Source organism: Ruegeria sp. H3, assembly GCF_056533095.1.
The window spans coordinates 58,466-78,329 of record NZ_JBQFOD010000010.1 but is presented as its reverse complement, the minus strand read 5'-3'; the positions used below and the strand labels follow the sequence as shown (position 1 = coordinate 78,329).

Here is a 19,864-nt window from a genome sequence, read left to right as displayed (position 1 = left end):
AAGGTGAAACACAGCTTGCCCAGCGATCCGTCTTAGATGGCTCCGAGCTCAAAAGGTTCGGAGATTTCCGATTGCCCCAAGCGCTTCTGAATACTGCGTTTCTATGAACTTCACATCATTCAACCAGCCCGAAAATTAGACGCTCCTATTAAGCGTTCCAATCAAACGCGTGCGAAGAGCTTGAACATTCTGGCTAGATCGTGAAACTTCTCTCATGAGTGAATATTTTGATGAGATGTTCAACGGCGACGGATCGCTGAGAGGTCCGTATGAAGAAATCGGCCGTTGGTTCAACGCTGAAGACGCATCAAGATTGCGGGCTAAACAGCGCGAAGCCGAAGAAGTTTTCAGGCTGACAGGGATTACTTTTAACGTTTACGGCAAAGCCGAAGCCGAGGAACGGTTAATCCCATTTGATATTGTGCCACGGGTCATTTCTGCGCGGGAATGGCAGCGACTGGAGCGCGGCATCGAACAGCGGGTACGGGCGATCAACGCATTTCTCCACGACATTTACCACCGTCAGGAAATTGTCCGGGCCGGGCGTGTACCGGCTGAGATGATTGCCGGAAACGAGGCGTTCCTGCCGCAGATGCTGGGCGTCTCACCACCCGGTCAGGTCTATACGCATATTGTTGGTGTCGATTTGGTGCGAACCGGTCCGGATGAGTTCTTCGTGCTGGAAGACAACGCGCGCACCCCGTCCGGGGTGAGCTACATGCTCGAGAACCGGGAAACGATGCTGAAGATGTTTCCCGAGCTCTTTAGCGCCACAAATGTTCGGAACGTTTCCGACTATCCACGCAGTCTCAGGCGGTCTTTGGCGGCCTGCGCTCCAACCTGCGCAGAGGGTGAACCCACTGTCGCTGTCCTGACACCCGGCATATATAACTCGGCCTATTACGAGCACGCGTTTCTCGCGGATCAGATGGCTGTCGAGTTGGTCGAAGGGCATGACCTGCGCGTTGTCGACGGGCGCGTCTGTATGCGCACTACGAAAGGCTACAAGCCTATCGACGTTCTCTATCGTAGGGTCGATGACGATTTCTTGGATCCACTGAACTTTAACCCCGATAGCGCCTTGGGCGTGCCGGGTATTCTGGACGTTTATCGCGCAGGCGGTATCACAATCGCCAACGCGCCCGGAACAGGCATTGCCGATGATAAGGCGATCTATTCCTACATGCCCGAGATCGTAGAGTTCTACACAGGCGAAAAGCCTCTGCTTCAAAATGTTCCCACCTGGCGCTGCAGCGAGCCCCAGTCTCTGTCCTACGTGCTAGACAATCTGTCCGATTTGGTCGTGAAAGAAGTGCACGGGTCTGGCGGCTACGGAATGTTGATCGGTCCAACGGCCAGCAAAAAAGAGATTTCGGCTTTCCGTGACAAACTCAAATCGCGGCCAGCAAACTATATCGCCCAACCGACATTGTCGCTTTCGACGGTTCCGATTTTCGCACGCTCTGGGCTGGCGCCCAGACATGTCGATCTGCGACCGTTCGTCTTAGTGTCTCCCGAGGGGATCAAGATAACGCCTGGCGGTTTGACCCGCGTGGCGCTCAAGAAGGGATCGTTGGTCGTGAACTCAAGCCAGGGCGGCGGGACCAAAGACACCTGGGTTCTGGAGGACTGACCATGCTGGGAAAAACTGCCGGTGGGCTGTTCTGGATGGCTCGATATCTGGAGCGTGCTGAAAATACGGCCAGACTGCTTGAAACAGGGCAAAGGATGGCTTTGACCCGCACCAAGAACTCAGCCGAGGAATGGGGCTCGGTTCTGAAAACAGCCGGAGTTCTGGATGGGTACCATGCGAAATACGAAGACATCTCAAAAGACAATGCTGTGGATTGGATGCTACGCGATGCGGATAACCCATCTTCGATCAAGTCGGTGATTAAACAGGCACGGAATAATGCACGCCTCGTTCGAACTGCCCTGACACATGATGTCTGGAGTGCGGTAAACTCGACCTGGATGCAATTGGATGAGGCTATGAAGCGGCGCGTGAATGAAAGGGATTTGCCTGCGACGCTGGAACTTATTCGGCATCAGGCGGCCTTGGTCCGCGGGGCAATACTGGGGACTATGTTGCGCAACGACATGTTCGACTTCGTTCGCCTCGGAACGTTTGTCGAGCGCGCCGATAACACAGGGCGCATTCTGGATGTGAAGTATTACGTACTTCTGCCTACCGCCTTCTCGGTCGGTTCATCACTGGACAACATCCAATGGGAAAGCATCTTGCGCTCGGTAGGTGCTGGCGGCGGGTACCGAATGACCCATGGCGACAAAACACGGCCTTCTGATATAGCGCAGTTTCTGATCCTGGACCAACGTATGCCACGCAGCCTTCATTTTTGTTGCAGGAAACTGCAAGAGAACCTGTCCTATCTGAAGAAGGACTATGGCTTTGCCGGACCTTCGTGTGAGGCATCAAATGCTCTCTACGAAAAATACCTAGATCAGAAAATCTCCGATATCTTTGAGCTTGGCCTCCATGAGTACATTCAAGATTTTCTTAACGATCTCGTTGGCTTAAGCCGTCAGATCGAGATTGATTACCGGTTTTACGAGTAGCCAATGAAACTGCACATTCGACACGAGACACGATACGATTTTGACGCGCCAGTTCCCTTTGGTCTGCAACAGCTGAGGAAGACACCAAAGTCATTCCGAAATCAGAACATTGAAAGCTGGAACACCGAAATCACAGGCGGGCGCAAAGAACTGACATTTGAAGATTGCCACCGCAACACTGTGGAATTGATCAGCTTCGAAGCCAATACCCAAAGCATTTCGTTGATTTCCGAAGGCGTTGTCGAGGTGGAAGACACCCATGGCGTGCTGGGGCGTCACGAAGGATCCACTCCATTGTGGCTTTTCGAAAGAAGCACCCCGCAGACGACGCCAGGCAAAGGCGTTACCGACTTGATCAGAGCGTTGCCCGAAGGTGAACCGCTAGAACAGATGCATACCCTGTCTGAAGGAATTCGAACTCGGGTCGCGTACGAGATTGGCAGCTCGCATCCGGGCTGGAGCGCTGAGGATGCCCTCGATGCCGGACGCGGTGTGTGTCAGGATCACACGCATATCTTCATTACCTGCGCGCGACAGATCGGTCTGCCAGCACGGTATGTATCAGGCTACCTGATGATGAACGAGACGGAACTGCAGGACGCGACCCACGCCTGGGCCGAAGTGTATCTGAACGGGCTGGGTTGGGTCGGGTTTGACGTTTCAAACGGAATATCCCCTGATGATCGTTACGTACGTGTCGCAACCGGTCTGGACTATGCACAAGCCGCACCGGTAATAGGGAACAGAATTGGGACAGCAGGCGAGCAATTGACAGTGCAATTGCAAGTCGCACAGCAGTAACGGAGAAATTGATGACCTATGCTGTGGGCATGCGGCTGAATCGCGGGCTGGTGTTCATGTCCGACACACGCACGAATGCAGGCGTCGACAATGTTTCCACCTTCAACAAGATGTTCAACTGGACAGTCGAAGGGGACCGGTCGATCACAATTCTGACGGCCGGAAACCTGGCGACCACTCAGGCGACCATAAGCCTGCTGGAAGAACGCACAAAAGCACCAGCAGATCGTTCACCGTCGATCCTGGAAGCACCGACAATGTTCCAAGTCGCGCAATTGGTGGCCGCCACGCTGAACGACGTTATCGAAGAGCACGCCCGATCCGGTCAGGAAGCCGACAGTGCCTTTCACGCGACACTCATCCTTGGAGGACAGATCAACGGCGGCCCGTCTCGCCTGTTTCTAATTTACCCTGAAGGTAACTTTATCGAGGCCGGAGAAGACACCCCGTTCTTCCAGATCGGAGAGACAAAGTATGGTCGCCCAATTCTGGTACGCGCCTATGATCCAGAAATGAACTTTCCAGAAGCTGTTAAACTCTTGCTTGTAAGTTTCGACTCTACGATCAAGGCAAACCTATCTGTTGGGGCTCCGCTTGACCTGCTTCTCTACGATGAAGACAGCCTTGAAGGTGGTACGCGATCCAGGTTCGAACCAGACGATCACTACTTTCGCACAATTTCCGAGGGATGGGGTGACGCGCTGAAATCTGCGTTATCTAAACTGCCTGAATACGACTCGTAAGCAATCTGAACGATTGAATGTCTGATCCGCACAGTGAGCGATAAGGTTCAGTTTGATGATGTACGCGTTTAGGTTGCATCTTGTTCTGGTCCCAACAATCGAACTGGCCCAATCAGATGAGGCGGCCCGCTAAGGCCGCCTAACAATTGCTACTTTAGCTTAAGCCCAATTTATGCCCGGATGAGGTCCGAACAAGGTTCTGAATCCAGATGTTGAAAGCCGCATGATCAATTCGAGGCAACCCGATTGTGGGGCGTGATGTTGTGCAACAGAGCAAGAAACACCTTGGTTCAGGGTTCCCATTTTCTCGCATTCTCGGCGCGCCAAAGAAGCAGCGCCACCAAAGTTTCCGTGGTTATCGCCAACCACACCCCAGGACCAATCTCTCCTCGTGCGAACTCGATAGCACCAAGAATAGCCAGGCCAATCAGCAGGAATACAATCGCCAACACGATGCTTCGTCGTGTCGGGCTTGGTGGATGTGTTGCGATTACCAGCATCAGGAAGGCTAAGCCTCCAAACATGATGCCAGCGCGCCGAGCGATCACCTCTGACCCTTGTGAAACGCCAAGTTCAAACAATTCAAGAACAACGCCTGGTGCAAAGATGAGTGCCAAACTCAGCGCTGTGAATAAGACCCCGCAAATCTTGCATTGATGCGTGAACGAAAGCGCCTGGATCATTTAGGTCAAACCTTGATAGGCCGCGCAGAATAGCCCTCCTATCGTCAGGAAGAACACCCACGACAGGTGGCGCCCCCGCCCGGCGATAAGGGCGATCAAACCAATCAGCACAAATAGCCCAGCGCCACCCATCAGGAAGGCGGGAATAAACAGCTCGGGCCTTGTCTCAAGCAAAACCAACAAAACGGCAAGTGCGAGCCAAAACAGCGACAAGGCATGCCACCCAAACTGCAATGTTAGAACGGTGTTTCGGCGGCTGCCCAAGATGATTGGCAGATCACTGCGGCGGCAGATTGGGTTGATCAAGCTGATCCCACCCAGCACCGAGTGCATCAGCGAAACACCAACAAGAAGTACGGCTGCGATAACAAGCATCTAAAGCCTCACGTCATAGAAACAGGATCAACGCGCATATGGCCCCCAAAGTCAGGATCAGAGGGCTATAGTAGCGGCGGTTGTTGGTGCGAAATGGCTCATAGATGCCGGCGGGTGCGAGATCTGTATACCCAAGAGCTCCGCGAAGTAGAAACACGATGGTTTGCAAGACCAGAAGCCAGAAAGTGATCGGGGCAGGAAAGGGCGAAGGTAGCACTTCGGTTTGCGCTAAAGGCAAGAGCCCAGCCGCCGCGATAGCAGCGGCTGCCAGGATAGTGATGACAAATTTTGCACCCTGACTGATCTTCGGATCCAATGCTGGGCCGCCTACCGCGCGCGCGAGCTGATCTTCGGTTGCGAAGGGCCATGGCTTACCGAAAGCCCAAACCAAGTGTAAACCCGCGATCGGAAAAAGGATTCCCGCAACGGCAAGAGCCAATAGTGTCATAGCATCATGCTCCCGCAGCTACATTCAGCCTGCGTTTTGCCCGTAATCTTGATTTGTCGCTGGATTTCAGGTGCCACACGCCAAGGGTAGCGCACAGGTACGCTACAGCCGCGACCAAAGGGAATGACATATGGCATCCGATCAGAACTCAAGCCTTGTGTATACATTCGCTGCGGGCTTTGGCTCGGACGCTCGCCAGAAACGTGCGCTTGCCTCTTTTGAAACCCATTGCTGAAAGACAGAGACTCCTCCATCGGTTTGCTGAAGAACGTCCACCTTCATACAACCCGGTGTCTGACGAAGTTTGCCGACAAGATCTGCGGCTTGTAGCGCAGTACGAACCTGTACGATTTGCAAAACTGGCACAGCCAAGACGCTTGTGGCGGGGCCCGGCCATGCGGCAAGCTGATTTGCCAGACACAAAGCCGGAACCGCGGCAATCACAGAACGCCGTGTCACAGAAACAGTTTCCGCCATTACATCACCATGCGGTCATAGTAAGTGACCTTAGGCGAGCCTTCCATGAACCCCAGCAAGGCAGCCATCACACCGCGTTCTTCGATGAATGCGATATATGCCTGATGATGATCCCGGCTCATCCACTCTTCGTGAATTAAGAAAGCGCGCGAGGCGGGATCGTAATAAAGTGTAACGCTTAGCGCGCCATCAAAGCCGCGCACGTTCGGCAAGTTTTCCGCAAGGAATGAAGACAGTAAGTCAAACTCACCTTCTTTCACTGTCATTTCTAGCGTGACCCAGGTTGTCATAGTTGATCTCCTTCAATGATGCGGAGATGCTGACACCAAACCCCTTAGCCGCGATAGAAAACGCGCCAAGGAAATCGGGATTACAGGTCAATTTCGACGACTGGATCACGCGATATGCAGTCGATGCTGTTTGGGTGTTTCGTGAAACAGGCCTTTGTACGCTTTGATAAAATGCGAGGTATCCGAAAACCCCGCCTGCAGAGCGATATCTGCTATCGTATCCCGGCTGTTGACAACTTTGTCACGGGCATGCTCAAGCCGTGCACGTCTAAGCCAGACACTTGGAGTTTCACCAAACTCACGCTTGAAATCCCGCTGAAAGGTCGAAACCGAACGTCCCGACAAAGTCGCGTAGTCTGCAATCGACAAATCGGTCAACGCATGCGCGCGCATGATCTGCTTGATATTGCGGCGGGCACGATTGGCATTCTCATGTACCAGAAAGCTATAAAGCTGCCCATCATCATGCAAATGCAGCAGCAAAAGTAGCTCCAGAAGCTTTGCCTTTATAAGCGCGGGTGGGACAGTCAGATCATCATATACTTTTGGTAACGCATCCACATATCCCTGCAGCGAAGGCGAACCTGCAAATAGTGCTGTCTTGCTTTTGGGCGCGGGTGTCAGGCCTTTGGACGTTGCCGCGAGATAGTCGGCAATCACCGCGTCGCTAAAGAAAAATAGATAAGCTTCCAACGGGCCATGCGCATCTGAGAAGTCTGAAATCATATGATGATGCCTGGGAACCAATAACGTGTCTCCAGGTTTGACCGTCGTCTCCTCGCCATCCGGGTCAAAGAACGTCTCTTGCCCCCTCAGCACATAGGCAAGGCAGGGTGCGTTCGAAAAAAATTCTGTACCGAAGGCATTTTGGTGCAGAAGCTTATGAAAGATTCCAGCCCGACCGCTTGCCATAACGGTCTGCGCGCCTGCGAATTGATACAAGCCTTCGGGGATAAGAAGGACATCACTGTTTGATGTCGCGATCGAATTCAGTTGAGCCATTAAGAAGTGCCTCTGCGCGCGGGTGAGCGTAACCTTCGCTGTGTTTTGAGGCAACGGAACACGCGGCGACAGATGGGCGCAGGTGAAAAAGTGAGGAAGCGGCCGTAGGCGCTCAACCGACCACAGCTTTCTTGCCGGATTACATCACGCGTCTCGACCTTGCCTGAGAAACACCGAAAGTCAGAGGTATGCGCACCCTTCCTACGTATGAAAGCAGCAAACCATCCATCAGTTGAACCAAATGCTGTGCACGGGGCGTTGAAAAACCCCGTGCACTGTTTTCAACCACCAGCGATCCTATGCTGGCGGATGCTAGGGGTATTGTTTCAAAGCGCCTTTCTGAAGATCACTTTGTCGTCCCCTTCAGCCCAGAAATCGCGTATCCGCGCCTCCTTCTCGTAGCCATTTTTTGCGTAGAACCTGCGCGTGGCTGCGAAGTCATCGGTTCCCGAGGTTTCGACGATCAGAATACGTTGTTCCATATAGATCAAATGCTGCTCTGCGGCTTTGACCAGATGGGTGCCCAACTGATGGCCCTGATGCTGCGGATGCACCGCCAAGGCAAGCATGTTCCATGTACCGTCCGCAAGTTCTTCGGGGACGGTATAGCATAGACCAACAGCCTTGCCATTCAGGTGACAGGTCAACCAGAAAGCGCCGGTTTGTTGTGCTAGAAAAGGGGCCAGCATGTCGGGCAGCAGTTCAGCTGGGAACAGCTCTGTTGCGTCCAACACCTGTTGAAGCGCCGGGATCTCTTCGCCTTGTGTTTCTTTGATGACTACATTTTCCATTGTGTGTTTGTCCTATCGATTATCATGGTCAGAACACAGACCACTGGCAGCGTCTCGGTGTGCTGCGGTGTCTGTTTCCGGATGTGTTGAGTGATTGTCTCTCGCCTAGACCTGCAGGGCGAATTGCCGTTCGGTATATCCCCAGACTGGATCGCTCCACCTAAGGTCCGAACAGGCAAAACACGCTGCGGGTGTTTTGAGGTTCTCAACAAAGTCTCTCTTGAGTTTATGGCAACACAAAAGGCTTCCAGCATCGCGCCTGGAAGTCCTTTGGTTCAAATTGGTCCAACCCAGTGGACCTTAGCGGCGGACCGCAATCGTAGACATAAAATCTCCATCACCCGTCGATGCTTGCGGGTGTATCTCTCACCTAGCGCCGTAAACCCAATCAAGCAAGTAGATGCGCGCAAAACTTCAGAAACTGATCACGCCTACCAGTTAATGTTCTTTCGATCCCGAAAGAACCCACCTGTCGGGCCACCTTCAGGTAGTGTGGCAAGCCAAATTGCCGTATCTGCGCCTTCCTCGGGAGATCGGTTTGCACCGGCTCCACCCATTCGCGTCCGCACCCGGCCAGGACACATAACATCGTTTAAGCGCGCACTTTATCTCGGGCGTCCAAGAGGTCACCAACGAGATGTGAGACCAGCTTGAGCAAAGATCAGTTCTGATTGCTTGCAACGCGTTCCGCCGCAAGTGCAGGCAGGTTCTCATTTCCCAGTTGTGCACGCAGATTCGCGCGCATGAACGTGATCGAAGAAAGGCAGCAACCCTGCCCAGGCCTCTGTCAGCGCTTCTGGTGCTACGTCCGATGCCGGTCCTCCGCCATAAGTCGAATAGTCGACATGAAATGGATCGGTCATCAGCTCTTGCACTGCGGTCCAATCACAACAGTCGACCGCAGCAAAGAACCACGAAACGGTATTGGCAATATCCGTCATCATTGCTCTACCCTTCATGCTTTGAAGAAATCTGCCACGGCATCTGCCGAAGCGTTGACCACATCAGCGCGGTCGTAGAAGTCGAACTGGGTGACGTCCTCGGCCAACCAAAGCTTCTCTAACGGTGCCTTCGTGCGTGCCTCATAGGTTGCGGCACCGGCAGGCAGTGCGATTGAAGGCGAGCCAACCATGAGGATCGGCTTGGTCAATCGATCTGCCGAGGTCTGAGCATCATAAGTCAGCCAAGGTTTCTAGCTGAGGGCAGAAAACTTGTTGTCGTAAGCGGGGATCAGGCCACGATCTTCTTCGGTATAGTATGGCGCCTGATACATCACTGCGGTCTCATCGGTCGAGCTGGCACCCAACAAATTGGTGTCGGCTGCATCCGCCGCCTCACTGGCAGAAATCAGCGCCATGGCCGCATCTGCGCCACCATAGATACCCTCGGCCATTTTGGGATCGTGCAGCCAAGGCGCGACCAGAGCGAGTTTCGAAAGCCGAGTATCGTCGGCGACCGCCTCGGCCATGTAGCCAGACGACGCACAAATTCCTAAGCCCGAAACGCTGCCGATGTCATCCCGACTGGCCATGAACGTGACCGCGGCTTTGATATCGGCTGTCTTTACCACCGGATCTTCGACATAGCGCGGCGCGCCTTCGCTTTCGCCCCAACCGGTAAAGTCGAACGCCAGCGCCGCGACGCCGCGTGCTGCCAATTCACGGGCATAGGTGCCCGGCATCTGTTCCTTCACCGTGGTCCAGGCCCCCGTAACGATCGCCCCGGGTAGCGCGCCCGCCTTTTCAGCGGGTTGGTACAAAGTGCCTCTAAGCGTCGCACCATTGCTGTCAAAGCTGACTGCTTGGGATGTCACGCCTTTTCGATCAGGTTGGTTTTGCAGGTTGATCGTCGCCATCGGGTCTCTCCATCAAGGCCGTTGTTGATGAGAGATGTAACTGTTCACATGAACTGTGATAATATAGCTATCAACCACCACTATAGTGTATGAAATCGAATAATGAGACTGCCTCTTCCGACCTTGGAAATCTTTGATGCCATCGCCCGCGAAGGCTCGTTCAAGGGCGCGGCCAACCGGCTTGGGCTGCAACCTTCGACGGTCAGCCATCAGCTCAAAACGCTCGAAGCGCAGCTGGGTACAGCGCTGATAATCCGCACCACGCGGTCGCTAAGCCTGACAGAAGCTGGCCGGGCCTTGCTGCGCGGCGCTGGCCCGGCGTTTGATCAATTGGCGGACGCGGTCGAAACGGCCCGCTCTGTTGGTCATGCCCCGCGCGGTGCATTGCGCCTGGCGATGACCGATTTTGTCTACGAGCTCTATGTCAGCAACGCATTGGAAAGCTTTCGAAGCACCTATCCTGACATCGAAATCGAGATGGCGTTTACCGACGCTCTGACCGATCTATTGTCAGAAGAACTGCATGCGGGTTTCCGTTTAGGAGACCGCATCGCCCCCGACATGGTCGCGGTCCGGCTCAGCCAGTCTGAACCGCTCGCCGTTTTGGCCAGTCCGACATATCTAGAGCGATGCGGAATTCCAAATACACCAGCCGAACTGCTCAGCCATGATTGCATTCGCTATCGTTTTCCCACCTCGCGTCAAATCGCACCCTGGACATTCATTGACCAATCTCAGGACTACACAGTCGAGGTCACAGGGCCGTTGATCGTCAATACACTACCAGCAGTCGTTGATCTGGCGCTGAAGGGTCATGGGCTGATATTCACCTTCAGGGATTATTGTGCAGATCAGATCAAACAAGGGACATTGGTGCCCGTGTTGCAGGATCACTTGGGCAATACGCCCGGCACCTACATTTATTTCCCCCGAGAATACCGCAACATGGTTCCGCTACGATTGTTCATCGATCACCTGAAATCTTCGGTTCTGGACCGGCCATAGATCAGCCCGATAGCGCCTGCGGTAACACGAAAGGAATATCTGTTGGCGGCAGAGTGTTGATGGGTAGATCGATGCCATAGACCTGCTTCATGGTTTCAGTGTTCAGAACCTCAGACACTGTGCCCGACATCCACATGTGACCTTCGGACAAGATATAAACCAGATCGGCAAACAGCGCCGTCAGGTTAAGATCGTGCATTACAACAACAACGCCGCCGCCTTTGGCCGCGAAGTCGCGCGCGATACCCAGGACGGTGAACTGATGCGCGATGTCCAGGCTGGCGACAGGTTCGTCTAACAGCAACCAACGGGGTTGGTCCTGATCCGTTGCCTCCCAGACCTGGGTCAACACGCGGGCCAGTTGGACACGCTGCTGCTCGCCGCCCGACAAGTTCTGATAGGATCGGTTTTCAAACCCGGCAAGATCGACATGTGCCAAGGCCTGCGATGGCAAATCCTCTTCCGCAGCGGCCAAGCCATTGGACAGCCCAAGCCGCACAATTTCGTGTACGGTAAAAGGGAAAGCCACCGTCGTTTGCTGCGGCAGCACACCCCGCATCGCCGCCAACTCCCAAGGGCGTAGCTCTGCAATGTCGTGGCCATTCAGCAAAACGGTTCCAGTGCCCACCAGCTCACCGCTCAGTGTCTTCAGCAGGGTTGATTTGCCCGACCCATTCGGACCGATGATTGCGGTGACCTGCCCGGGTTGGGCTGTAAATTCCACGCCGTGCAGAACCTCTTTGCGTCCCAGACAGACACGAATGTTCTTCGCCTTCATCATGGTTTACATCCCCATCTGCCCGTGGCGTCGCAACAAAATCCAGAAAAAGACCGGCGCGCCCAGTATCGCCGTGACGATTCCGATGGGCAGCTCTGCCGGGGCGACGATAACCCGACTGATCATGTCGGCACATAGCAGCAGCGTTGCCCCCAACAGAGCCGAGTTCATCAATAGCCGGTGGTGATCAGGCCCGGTGCTGAGCCGCAACAGATGCGGCACAACAATACCGATAAACCCAATACCGCCTGACACAGCAACCGCAGCCCCAGTGGCCCCCGCAACCGTAAGAACAGCGATGTTTTTGCTGCGCTGCACCGGGATACCCATGTGATGGGCAATCGCCTCACCCATCGCCAGACCATTCAACGCCCGCGCCAAGAACTGCGTGCAAATGACGGATGCCAGTATGATCGGGGCTGCCGTTGCAACCTTGGCCCAAGTTGCCCCGGCAAGCGACCCCATACCCCAGAAGGTCAGATCCCTTAGTTGCTGATCATCAGCCAGAAAAACCATGACGCCGGTCACCGCTCCGAACAATGCAGCCAGCGCGATCCCCGCCAGCAGCATTGTTGCGACCGAAGTCTGCCCCTGCCGGGTTGAAACACGGTATAGGATCAGGACAGACGCCCAACCGCCCAAGAACGCGGCAAGTGCGATCAGCCCGTCCCCGACCCAGGCCAGCAATGTGACAGGAAGCAAGCCGCCAAAGACAATGGCTGTGATCGCACCCAGCCCAGCCCCCGCGCTGACACCTACGATACCAGGGTCCGCCAGCGGGTTGCGAAACAAACCCTGCATCACCACCCCGGAGACAGCCAGCGCCGCTCCGACCAGAACGCCCATTGCGAGGCGTGGCAGGCGCACATCCCACAGTACGACCCTGTTGAGATCGGATAGGGGACGCCCCTGGATCAAATCCGCCACGGCCGTGATCAAAGAGGCTTGGGATGCGCCGACAGAAACACTGATCGCACTGGTCGCGATCAGCACCGCTATCAGACCCAGGGTGATACGTCTGGCGCGAACACGGCGATCCTGAAACTCGATGCGCGACGGTGCGCCGTCCAGCGCCAAGGTCATGATCCGTTCACATCCTGCAACGCCGCCGAAAGGTCAGCGATTGCCTCCGCCGTGCGTGGACCAAAGCCCAGCAGATACGCTCCCGGCATCCGGATCAAAGAGGTGGATCGACCTGCCGGTGTCAACTGGATCGCAGGCAGGGAAAACAGGTCTTCGTCCGAAACCGCATGATTTCCCTGACGCTCCATCATCAGGATCACATCCGGGGCGGTGACGGCAAGCGCCTCGGGCGTAATGGGTTTGAACCCCTCAACCGCGGCGGCGGCATTGATACCACCGGCCATCTTTATGATGCTGTCCGCCTGCGTGCCTGCACCGCCGACAGTTATGTCTCCGTCGCGTGCGTTCAATATGAACAGGACACGTTGCCGATCCTGCCCGGCCAGGTTCTGCGCATTGTTTTCCGCCAATGCCATCTGCTTAGACGCTTGGGCGGCCAGCGCCTCGGCCTTGACCTCAACCCCCAATGCGGCGCCAATGGTCAGGATTTTCTCGACAACCCCATCACGCGAAAAGGTGTCGGCTACGGTGACATAGTCCACCCCTGCCTCTTGCACGACTTTGATCGCATCCGGCGGGCCGGACCCCTCCAGCGCCAAGATCAGATCGGGCTCAACCGACAGCACGCCTTCGGGCGACAAAGCCCGGCGATAGCCCACGTCCGGCAATTCAAGCGCGGCTTTCGGATAGGTTGAGGTTCGATCACGGCCGACAAGCCTGTCTTGCTGGCCCAGCGCATAGATGATTTCCGTCACCGAGCTGCCAATGGCGATAATGCGTTGGTCCTCGGCCAGTGTGGTACCGGCAGACAGGATCAGCGCCGCGATAAAGGCGATCAGGGTTCTCATTTCGTGACCTCTTGTTCCGACAAAGTAGGCAGCCCATCAACCAAAGCGTTCCAGGCCGGGCGGTGATCGGTTTCACCCGAGCGACGCCCGAAGATCTGGAAGATGAGCCCGCCTTCGGCATCGAACACCTCGACCGATACGGCCGGGCCACGCTGCGTGGGCTTGTTCACGGCCCAAACCTCGGCAATATGGTCGGTGCGCAGGTGTAGATTGAACTGCGGATCAAGCACGTTGAACCACGGACCCATCTGTTTCAGCGTTTCAACCGGACCACCGTGAATTTCGATGCATCCCCGATTGCCGACAAAAACCATCACCTCAAGACCCTGATCGCGCACCTGCTCGAACATCCCGGCGACAATATCGGTTTGAAGCGGTCGTGTCAGAGGCGCGCCTGCGATCCGATAGGCCCCCAGCCGATTCATCTTAAGCTTTGAGGTCAGGCGCATGAACTGATGTGTATCCGTCATCTTGGCCCATTCGCTGCGCAGGATATCAGCTTTCTCGGGGTTGGCCTTAGGTGTCTCGGTCGCTTTGCGCGGCTCAACCGATAGAGTTTGCGATTGATCCTCTGACGCCAGCGCCCGCGTCAAATGGGCCCAGTGACCCAAATCCGATCCTTCAAGCAGAAAAATCTTGTGCACGGCATCGCCCGCCGCATCAAACACCTGGATCGAGCGAAGCGTTCCGGCGTCGGTCTCGCGCTCAACCGCAAAGGCATGTTTCCAGTGGCTGGGGAACATCCGCAGATCGATCGCTTCGGTTAGAACCATCGCAGCATGAGAACCCGAATGGTAGTTGTCGTATTGACCAACTTTTTCAATGACACAAGACGGGTTTCGCGTTAGCGCCATGACCTCGCCCAAACCGTTCAACTGACCAAACAGATCGTCCAGATTGGCCGATATCCGGGTCGCCCCCTGCCCCACAAACGCTGCAACCAGCTGTCCTTCTGTCAAGCCTAGCGATTCCGCCAAGTCCCGATCCCGCTTGCCCGCCTTATTGACATAGGCCTCGCGGATATCCTGAGGGGCCATAAGCACCTGTTCCATAGTCGGTTTCCCATCTTTTGGTGGTTTTGAAGATGCTGGCCCGGTCACTGACGCCGTCAGTGACCCGCTGGCAGAGACTGTTTAAACAGTCACGAAATTTGTTGACTGTTTTAGTAAGCTTTATTAACGAGCACAAGTCATCGCCGAATGACGATTCTGAAAGACACCAAAAAAGACTGACTAAGCCAGCGGCTTGCAAGCATTTCCAGTCCTTACACATGCATAGGGGGACAGATATGCGTGCACAAATCCATATGGCAGGCCTACTGGGCACTGCCTCTTGCCTCAGTTTGATGACAGCCGCCGCTTGGGCGCAGGAACAGGATGATGGTTTCCTGGGCACGCTGGAGCTGGGCGAAAGCAAACGGGAGATACAGACCGACACGGCAGTGCCGATCACCAATATCGATCAGGAAGAGATCAATGACCGTCAGGCCAACACCGTCGCCGAACTGATCGACACCGTACCCGGCGTGACGCTGGTCAACGGCTCGACCCCGCAAGGGTCTGGTATCAATATCCGAGGCTTTGGGGCCAACGGAACCTTCGGCACCGATCAGAAAGTTCTGATCCTGGTCGACGGCGCCACCACCGGCGCGGAAGAGCTGTATCGGATCGGCAACCAGTTGTTCACCGATCCACAGCTTTACAAAAGCGTATCCGTGATCCGCGGCACTGTTGGTTCCTTCGAGTTCGGTTCCGGCGTTGTCGGCGGTGTGGTTCAGCTGGAAACCAAGGATGCATCCGACTTCACAGGCGGCATTCCCGGCGTCAAACTACGCCAACTGCTCGAAGCGTCTACGAACGGAAATGGTTTTGTCTCGTCGTCGATCCTGGCCTGGCAACCCAATGAACAAACCGAGTTCCTGTTGAGCTACACCTATCGGGATCAGGACGATCAGGAAGATGGAAACGGCGATACCATCGGCAATAGTGAATTCACGCTTCCGTCCTATCTGATCAAAGGCAAGTACAGTTTTGGCGACAATCTGGAACACTCGATCACCGCGTCCTGGAACAACTCGACCTCGGACGAGAAAGACGTGCCTTACGACTCGTTCAGCGTCACGGCAGACGCCTTTGGCAATGTGGATCGACGGATTGAAAACCGGGTTGCCATACTGCGGTATCAATATCAACCGGCTGGAAATGATCTGGTCGATCTGGATGTGAACCTTAGCTATTCCGACCAGAGGATCGACAACACCTACATCGCGGGTTCATCCCCTCTGGAAGGGTCTCCGTTTTTCCCATCGCTTCTGGACCTTGCCGAGGCCGAACAGCGGTACGAGACAACAAAGCTGACAATCAAGAACACGGCCTATTTCCAAACCGGTATCGCGTCACATGATCTGCGCGCCGGGATCGAGTTCATTGATCGCGATCGCTTGGATGGCGGTGATGCTGCCCCCGGCGGGACAGATCGTCGTTTCGCACTGTTTGCGGTTGATGACATCAATATCGGCGACAGCCTGACCCTCACGCCGGCGATCCGTTACGAGAAGCAGGATATCTCGGGCGATTCAGATGCGACACCACCGCTGAGCGCAAGCTATGACAACGATGCACTGATGGGTGGCCTGTCTGCGCGGTATGAGTTCAGCAATGGCTTTGCGATCTTTGGCGGCGGAGCCTACACAGAAAACCTTCCGATCATCGATGACCTTGGCACGCCGTTGCTGATGAAGCAGCCCGAAAAGTCGCGGACATGGGAAGCGGGCTTTTCTTATAATGCGGGTGATGTCTTTGCCGCGGGCGATGTCATGCGCGCCAAGGTAAATGCCTATGAGACGACCTTGTGGGACATCACATCCTACCGCGACGTGGACAATGTCAAAGCTCGCGGCGTGGAAGTTGAGGCCTCATACGCAAATGCCGGTGGTTTCTACATGGATTTCAATACCAACATCGTCCACGCGACCGAGTCGGATGCCGGTGTCGAAACCCGGTGGAGGAACGAACCTGCCGACACGGCTCGTCTGACTGTCGGCCAGCGCTTTGGTGAAACGCTGGATGTCAGCTGGGAAATCCTTGGATCCCGTGCCGGGTTCGATTCGTCAGGCGATCCTTTGGGTGGGTTCGGCGTGAACACGCTCCGCGCCAGCTACTTCCCGCAAGAAGGGGCTTTCAAAGGCTTTGAATTCTATGCCGGGATCGAAAACATCCTGGACAAAGATTATCAGGGCAGCCTTTCGTCGCGCCGCGCACCCGGCCGGAACTTCAAGTTCACCGTCGCCAAAACCTTCTGATCTGACAAACGAAAGGACCATCATGAAAATGGCATCATATAGAAATGCTCGGCTGGTCCTGCTGACCCTGCTCCCAATTCTGGGGGCAGGGTTTGCCAGTGCTGAAGAGCCGGAAAAGCCCAAGGGCATTTCGATCGAGCTCAGCTCGGCCGAAGACAAGGACCAAAGCTGCATGGTCAGCTTTCTGGTCGAAAACTCCTACGACATAGATATCGACGGCGCGGTCTATGAGACTGTGCTGTTCGGTGCTGACGGCAAAGTCGCCTTGCTGACCCTTTTGGATTTCCAAGACCTGCCCGCCGGTCGCCCGCGCGTGCGTCAGTTTCAGTTTGCTGGAATGGCCTGCGACCAGATCAGCCGCGTTCTGATCAACGGGGCGCAGGACTGCACCCATCAGGGAGATATGCCAGACGCCTGTATGTCGGGCCTGATGCTAAAAAGCCGCCTCGAAACCGAGATGATTGGATAGGCAAATGGATGCGATCTTGCAGAACCTGAAAGGTATTCTGGCACTCGGCGGACCCGTTGTTGCGATCTTGATCGTCACATCAATCGCGACGCTGTCGTTGATCCTCTACAAGCTATGGCAATATCGGGCAGCCGGGGTGGGCCGACATATCGAACTGTCCCGCGCCATTCTGGCCTGGGATCGTCAGGATCGTGCCAACGCGATGGCGCATCTGAATAAAAGCCGCAGCTATCTGGCCCCGGTGATTGCCATGTCTCTCGGCGGCGATGGAACCGCCTTGTCGGATCGCGTCGATGCCGAGTCTGAGGCGCGGTTTGCCCAGCTTGAACGGGGCTTAAACGTGCTAGACATGGTCGCGCAACTTGCGCCACTTCTGGGCCTGTTCGGCACTGTCCTGGGCATGATCGAGGCGTTCCAAACGTTGCAAGGCGCAGGCAATGCGGTTGATCCCGCGCTTTTGGCGGGTGGGATCTGGGTGGCCTTGCTGACCACCGCCGCAGGGCTTGCAGTCGCGATGCCAACCTCGCTTGTGCTCACCTGGTTCGAAGCGCGGATGACCCGTGAACGCATCTTTGCCAATCAGGCCTTGCGCACGGTCTTTGCCCCTGGCCATGCAGCCCAGGAACATACCGGCACCCTGCCTGAGGTCACCGCAGCGCATGTCGCTTGAGACCCGCCGAAAACGGCGCAGACGCCTGTCGATGACATCCCTGATTGATGTCATTTTCCTGCTGTTGTTGTTCTTCATGCTCACCTCAACCTTCTCAAAATTCGGAGAGATTGAGTTCGCAACCGCCTCGGCTGGCGGACCGGTTGCGGACATGCCGATGCGATTTGTGAAACTGGTAGGGGATCGTGTTCTAGTCGATGGAACCGAGGTTCCGTTGGACACGGTTGCTGCACTTTTAGACGGCGATGCCGAGCAGCTTGCCCTGATCAGCCTTGGTCAGGACGCAACAGCGCAGCAATTGATCGATCTTCTGACAGCGCTGCGCCCCGTTGCGCAGCTACGCACGCAGGTCATCGGATGATGCGACTGAAACCCAAAGCCCGGCGAACTCGCGAACCAACGATTGCCCTGATCAACGTCGTCTTTCTGATGCTGGTTTTCTTCATGATCGCGGGAACGCTCGCCCCACCGCTGAGCGGTTCGGTTCAGCTGGTTGAAACAGAGGATCTTGAGGGGCGAGAGCCGCCGGATGCTCTGGTCATTCGCGCAGATGGGGTGCTTGAATATCGCGGGGCCGAGCTGACAGATGCCGAGGCCTATGTTGAACGCGCCTCCATCGACTTTCCGCTCGATGACGTGCGCCTCGTGCCCGACAGATCGGTCCTTGCAATCCGGTTGAAAGAGGTCAGCGATGCCCTGCGCACCTTGGGAGCCACGAAAATCTATGTCGTGACAGAGCGAGGTTTGCCATGATCCCCAGATCCCGCGCCATTGCCGCGCTCGCAATCCTGTTGGCCGCCGCTACGCATAGCCTTGCGCTGCATGAGTTTCGCACGGACGAGCCCGTTTTGGTAGAAGGCGGTGGATCTGTTGAAACAGCCGCGCTTGGATCCTCCTTCAAGGATTTCGTCGCCGGAACCGCCCCCTCGGCATCGGCTGAGACGCAGCAACAATCGGTCGAGCCAGACCGGCAAGCTCAAAAAGCAGTGCCTGAGACGCTATCTGTAAGCAGCGCGGCACCATCCGTCACAGGGGCAGTTCCGGCTAAGCCGAACCTAGCAATTGCACAAACCCCACGCTCTCTCGAGAAACCTTTGGTCCAGAAGCCCATCGCCGAACCAGTGACAGCCCCGAAAACGCCACCCGTCCAAAAGCCTGAACCTGAGAAAACAAAAACCGCCGAAACTCCAGCGAAGGCTGGATACGCCGAGCAAGACCGGAAGAAGGGAGCGGCAACGGGCAAGACAGCAAAGGGTGCAGCTACGGCGCAAAGCGCAACGCGACCCACCTCGATCCAGGGCAATGCAGAGGCCAGCAACTACGCCGGTCAGGTCAAGCGCAGAATCCTCCGGGCGCGACGCAAAAGCGTGAACATCAAAGGATCGGTCCTGATCACGTTCCACATTGCAGACAACGGTACGCTTCAATCCGCGCAGGTTTCGCGCAGTTCGGGGTCAAAAAAGCTCGATCAGGTCGCATTAGCCCAAATCCGTGCTGCGGCCCCGTTCCCGGTTCCGCCACCTTCGGCACGACGCCAATACACCTTGGAGATCAAGGGAAAATAGCGGTGCAAGGTGTCGGAAAGCCCCATCATTTTTCCAACGGCTTGATATTGAAGCTTGGCATGCGCCCACCAAAAAGTGTTCAATCGGGGCAGCAAGGGGATCG

General features: G+C 55.6%; 24 protein-coding genes. 11 read left to right on the top strand and 13 right to left on the bottom strand.

Annotation, left to right across the window (positions count from 1 at the left end; translation table 11 throughout):
* Positions 1 to 214: 214 nt before the first annotated feature.
* The 4 genes from ACR0JE_RS13090 to ACR0JE_RS13075 are packed head-to-tail and all read left to right on the top strand — an operon-like array spanning position 215 to position 4,121.
* Positions 215 to 1,633 carry a circularly permuted type 2 ATP-grasp protein gene (locus ACR0JE_RS13090; RefSeq protein ID WP_480548056.1) on the top strand — a complete coding sequence of 473 codons (1,419 nt, stop codon included), beginning with the start codon at positions 215 to 217 and terminating at the stop codon, positions 1,631 to 1,633.
* Positions 1,634 to 1,635: 2 nt separating this feature from the next.
* Positions 1,636 to 2,577 carry an alpha-E domain-containing protein gene (locus tag ACR0JE_RS13085; RefSeq protein WP_480543940.1) on the top strand — a complete coding sequence of 314 codons (942 nt, stop codon included), beginning with the start codon at positions 1,636 to 1,638 and terminating at the stop codon, positions 2,575 to 2,577.
* Positions 2,578 to 2,580: 3 nt separating this feature from the next.
* Positions 2,581 to 3,378: a transglutaminase family protein gene (locus ACR0JE_RS13080; RefSeq protein ID WP_480864467.1), complete on the top strand. Its 798-nt coding sequence runs from the start codon at positions 2,581 to 2,583 to the stop codon at positions 3,376 to 3,378.
* Between the two features lie 11 nt (positions 3,379 to 3,389).
* On the top strand, positions 3,390 to 4,121 hold the full coding sequence (locus tag ACR0JE_RS13075; RefSeq protein ID WP_480864466.1) for a proteasome-type protease: 732 nt from the start codon (positions 3,390 to 3,392) through the stop codon (positions 4,119 to 4,121).
* Between the two features lie 290 nt (positions 4,122 to 4,411).
* Here ACR0JE_RS13075 and ACR0JE_RS13070 read toward each other — a convergent pair whose 3' ends face one another.
* The 9 genes from ACR0JE_RS13070 to ACR0JE_RS13030 form a co-directional block, all read right to left on the bottom strand.
* Positions 4,412 to 4,804 (bottom strand): hypothetical protein, encoded by a 393-nt coding sequence (locus tag ACR0JE_RS13070; protein ID WP_480864465.1) that lies wholly within the window; start codon positions 4,802 to 4,804, stop codon positions 4,412 to 4,414.
* On the bottom strand, positions 4,805 to 5,179 hold the full coding sequence (locus tag ACR0JE_RS13065) for a hypothetical protein (protein ID WP_480864464.1): 375 nt from the start codon (positions 5,177 to 5,179) through the stop codon (positions 4,805 to 4,807).
* A gap of 13 nt (positions 5,180 to 5,192) precedes the next feature.
* Complete coding sequence (locus tag ACR0JE_RS13060) at positions 5,193 to 5,627, bottom strand: DUF3995 domain-containing protein (protein ID WP_480864463.1); 435 nt, start codon at positions 5,625 to 5,627, stop codon at positions 5,193 to 5,195.
* 476 nt (positions 5,628 to 6,103) lie between these two features.
* Positions 6,104 to 6,394, bottom strand: coding sequence for a putative quinol monooxygenase (locus ACR0JE_RS13055; RefSeq protein WP_480543934.1), 291 nt, complete (start codon positions 6,392 to 6,394; stop codon positions 6,104 to 6,106).
* A 105-nt stretch (positions 6,395 to 6,499) separates the two neighbouring features.
* A complete protein-coding gene (locus ACR0JE_RS13050; protein WP_480864462.1) occupies positions 6,500 to 7,396 on the bottom strand; it encodes a helix-turn-helix domain-containing protein in 897 nt (298 codons plus the stop codon).
* Between the two features lie 326 nt (positions 7,397 to 7,722).
* Positions 7,723 to 8,187 carry a GNAT family N-acetyltransferase gene (locus tag ACR0JE_RS13045; RefSeq protein ID WP_480864461.1) on the bottom strand — a complete coding sequence of 155 codons (465 nt, stop codon included), beginning with the start codon at positions 8,185 to 8,187 and terminating at the stop codon, positions 7,723 to 7,725.
* A gap of 710 nt (positions 8,188 to 8,897) precedes the next feature.
* On the bottom strand, positions 8,898 to 9,131 hold the full coding sequence (locus tag ACR0JE_RS13040; protein WP_480864460.1) for a hypothetical protein: 234 nt from the start codon (positions 9,129 to 9,131) through the stop codon (positions 8,898 to 8,900).
* 11 nt (positions 9,132 to 9,142) lie between these two features.
* Positions 9,143 to 9,337: a hypothetical protein gene (locus tag ACR0JE_RS13035; protein ID WP_480864459.1), complete on the bottom strand. Its 195-nt coding sequence runs from the start codon at positions 9,335 to 9,337 to the stop codon at positions 9,143 to 9,145.
* A 42-nt stretch (positions 9,338 to 9,379) separates the two neighbouring features.
* Complete coding sequence (locus tag ACR0JE_RS13030) at positions 9,380 to 10,042, bottom strand: alpha/beta hydrolase (RefSeq protein WP_480864458.1); 663 nt, start codon at positions 10,040 to 10,042, stop codon at positions 9,380 to 9,382.
* Positions 10,043 to 10,144: 102 nt separating this feature from the next.
* On the opposite strand from ACR0JE_RS13030, the gene ACR0JE_RS13025 reads away from it, so the two are divergent.
* Entirely contained in the window at positions 10,145 to 11,047 is a 903-nt protein-coding gene (locus ACR0JE_RS13025; protein WP_480864457.1) for a LysR family transcriptional regulator, read from the top strand.
* 1 nt (position 11,048) lies between these two features.
* Here the strand turns inward: ACR0JE_RS13025 and ACR0JE_RS13020 are convergent, their stop codons facing one another.
* From ACR0JE_RS13020 to ACR0JE_RS13005, 4 genes are read right to left on the bottom strand one after another with little or no spacing between them, the layout of a single operon-like run.
* Positions 11,049 to 11,828 (bottom strand): heme ABC transporter ATP-binding protein, encoded by a 780-nt coding sequence (locus ACR0JE_RS13020; protein ID WP_480864456.1) that lies wholly within the window; start codon positions 11,826 to 11,828, stop codon positions 11,049 to 11,051.
* Between the two features lie 3 nt (positions 11,829 to 11,831).
* Positions 11,832 to 12,908, bottom strand: coding sequence for a FecCD family ABC transporter permease (locus ACR0JE_RS13015; RefSeq protein ID WP_480864455.1), 1,077 nt, complete (start codon positions 12,906 to 12,908; stop codon positions 11,832 to 11,834).
* Entirely contained in the window at positions 12,905 to 13,756 is an 852-nt protein-coding gene (locus tag ACR0JE_RS13010) for a heme/hemin ABC transporter substrate-binding protein (RefSeq protein WP_480864454.1), read from the bottom strand. The genes ACR0JE_RS13015 and ACR0JE_RS13010 overlap by 4 nt, the downstream gene beginning before the upstream one ends.
* Positions 13,753 to 14,808, bottom strand: coding sequence for a hemin-degrading factor (locus tag ACR0JE_RS13005; RefSeq protein ID WP_480864453.1), 1,056 nt, complete (start codon positions 14,806 to 14,808; stop codon positions 13,753 to 13,755). The genes ACR0JE_RS13010 and ACR0JE_RS13005 overlap by 4 nt, the downstream gene beginning before the upstream one ends.
* A gap of 236 nt (positions 14,809 to 15,044) precedes the next feature.
* Here ACR0JE_RS13005 and ACR0JE_RS13000 point away from each other — a divergent pair, with 236 nt between their 5' ends.
* From ACR0JE_RS13000 to ACR0JE_RS12975, 6 genes are read left to right on the top strand one after another with little or no spacing between them, the layout of a single operon-like run.
* Positions 15,045 to 17,057, top strand: coding sequence for a TonB-dependent receptor domain-containing protein (locus ACR0JE_RS13000; RefSeq protein ID WP_480864452.1), 2,013 nt, complete (start codon positions 15,045 to 15,047; stop codon positions 17,055 to 17,057).
* A 28-nt stretch (positions 17,058 to 17,085) separates the two neighbouring features.
* Positions 17,086 to 17,526 (top strand): hypothetical protein, encoded by a 441-nt coding sequence (locus tag ACR0JE_RS12995; RefSeq protein ID WP_480864451.1) that lies wholly within the window; start codon positions 17,086 to 17,088, stop codon positions 17,524 to 17,526.
* Between the two features lie 4 nt (positions 17,527 to 17,530).
* Positions 17,531 to 18,196, top strand: coding sequence for a MotA/TolQ/ExbB proton channel family protein (locus ACR0JE_RS12990; RefSeq protein WP_480548095.1), 666 nt, complete (start codon positions 17,531 to 17,533; stop codon positions 18,194 to 18,196).
* A complete protein-coding gene (locus ACR0JE_RS12985; RefSeq protein WP_480864450.1) occupies positions 18,186 to 18,557 on the top strand; it encodes a biopolymer transporter ExbD in 372 nt (123 codons plus the stop codon). Before ACR0JE_RS12990 ends, ACR0JE_RS12985 begins: the two co-directional genes overlap by 11 nt.
* The gene (locus ACR0JE_RS12980) at positions 18,554 to 18,949 is read left to right on the top strand and encodes an ExbD/TolR family protein (RefSeq protein WP_480864449.1); all 396 of its coding nucleotides are present in this window, start codon (positions 18,554 to 18,556) and stop codon (positions 18,947 to 18,949) included. The genes ACR0JE_RS12985 and ACR0JE_RS12980 overlap by 4 nt, the downstream gene beginning before the upstream one ends.
* Entirely contained in the window at positions 18,946 to 19,761 is an 816-nt protein-coding gene (locus ACR0JE_RS12975; RefSeq protein WP_480864448.1) for an energy transducer TonB, read from the top strand. The genes ACR0JE_RS12980 and ACR0JE_RS12975 overlap by 4 nt, the downstream gene beginning before the upstream one ends.
* The last annotated feature ends 103 nt before the right edge of the window (positions 19,762 to 19,864 follow it).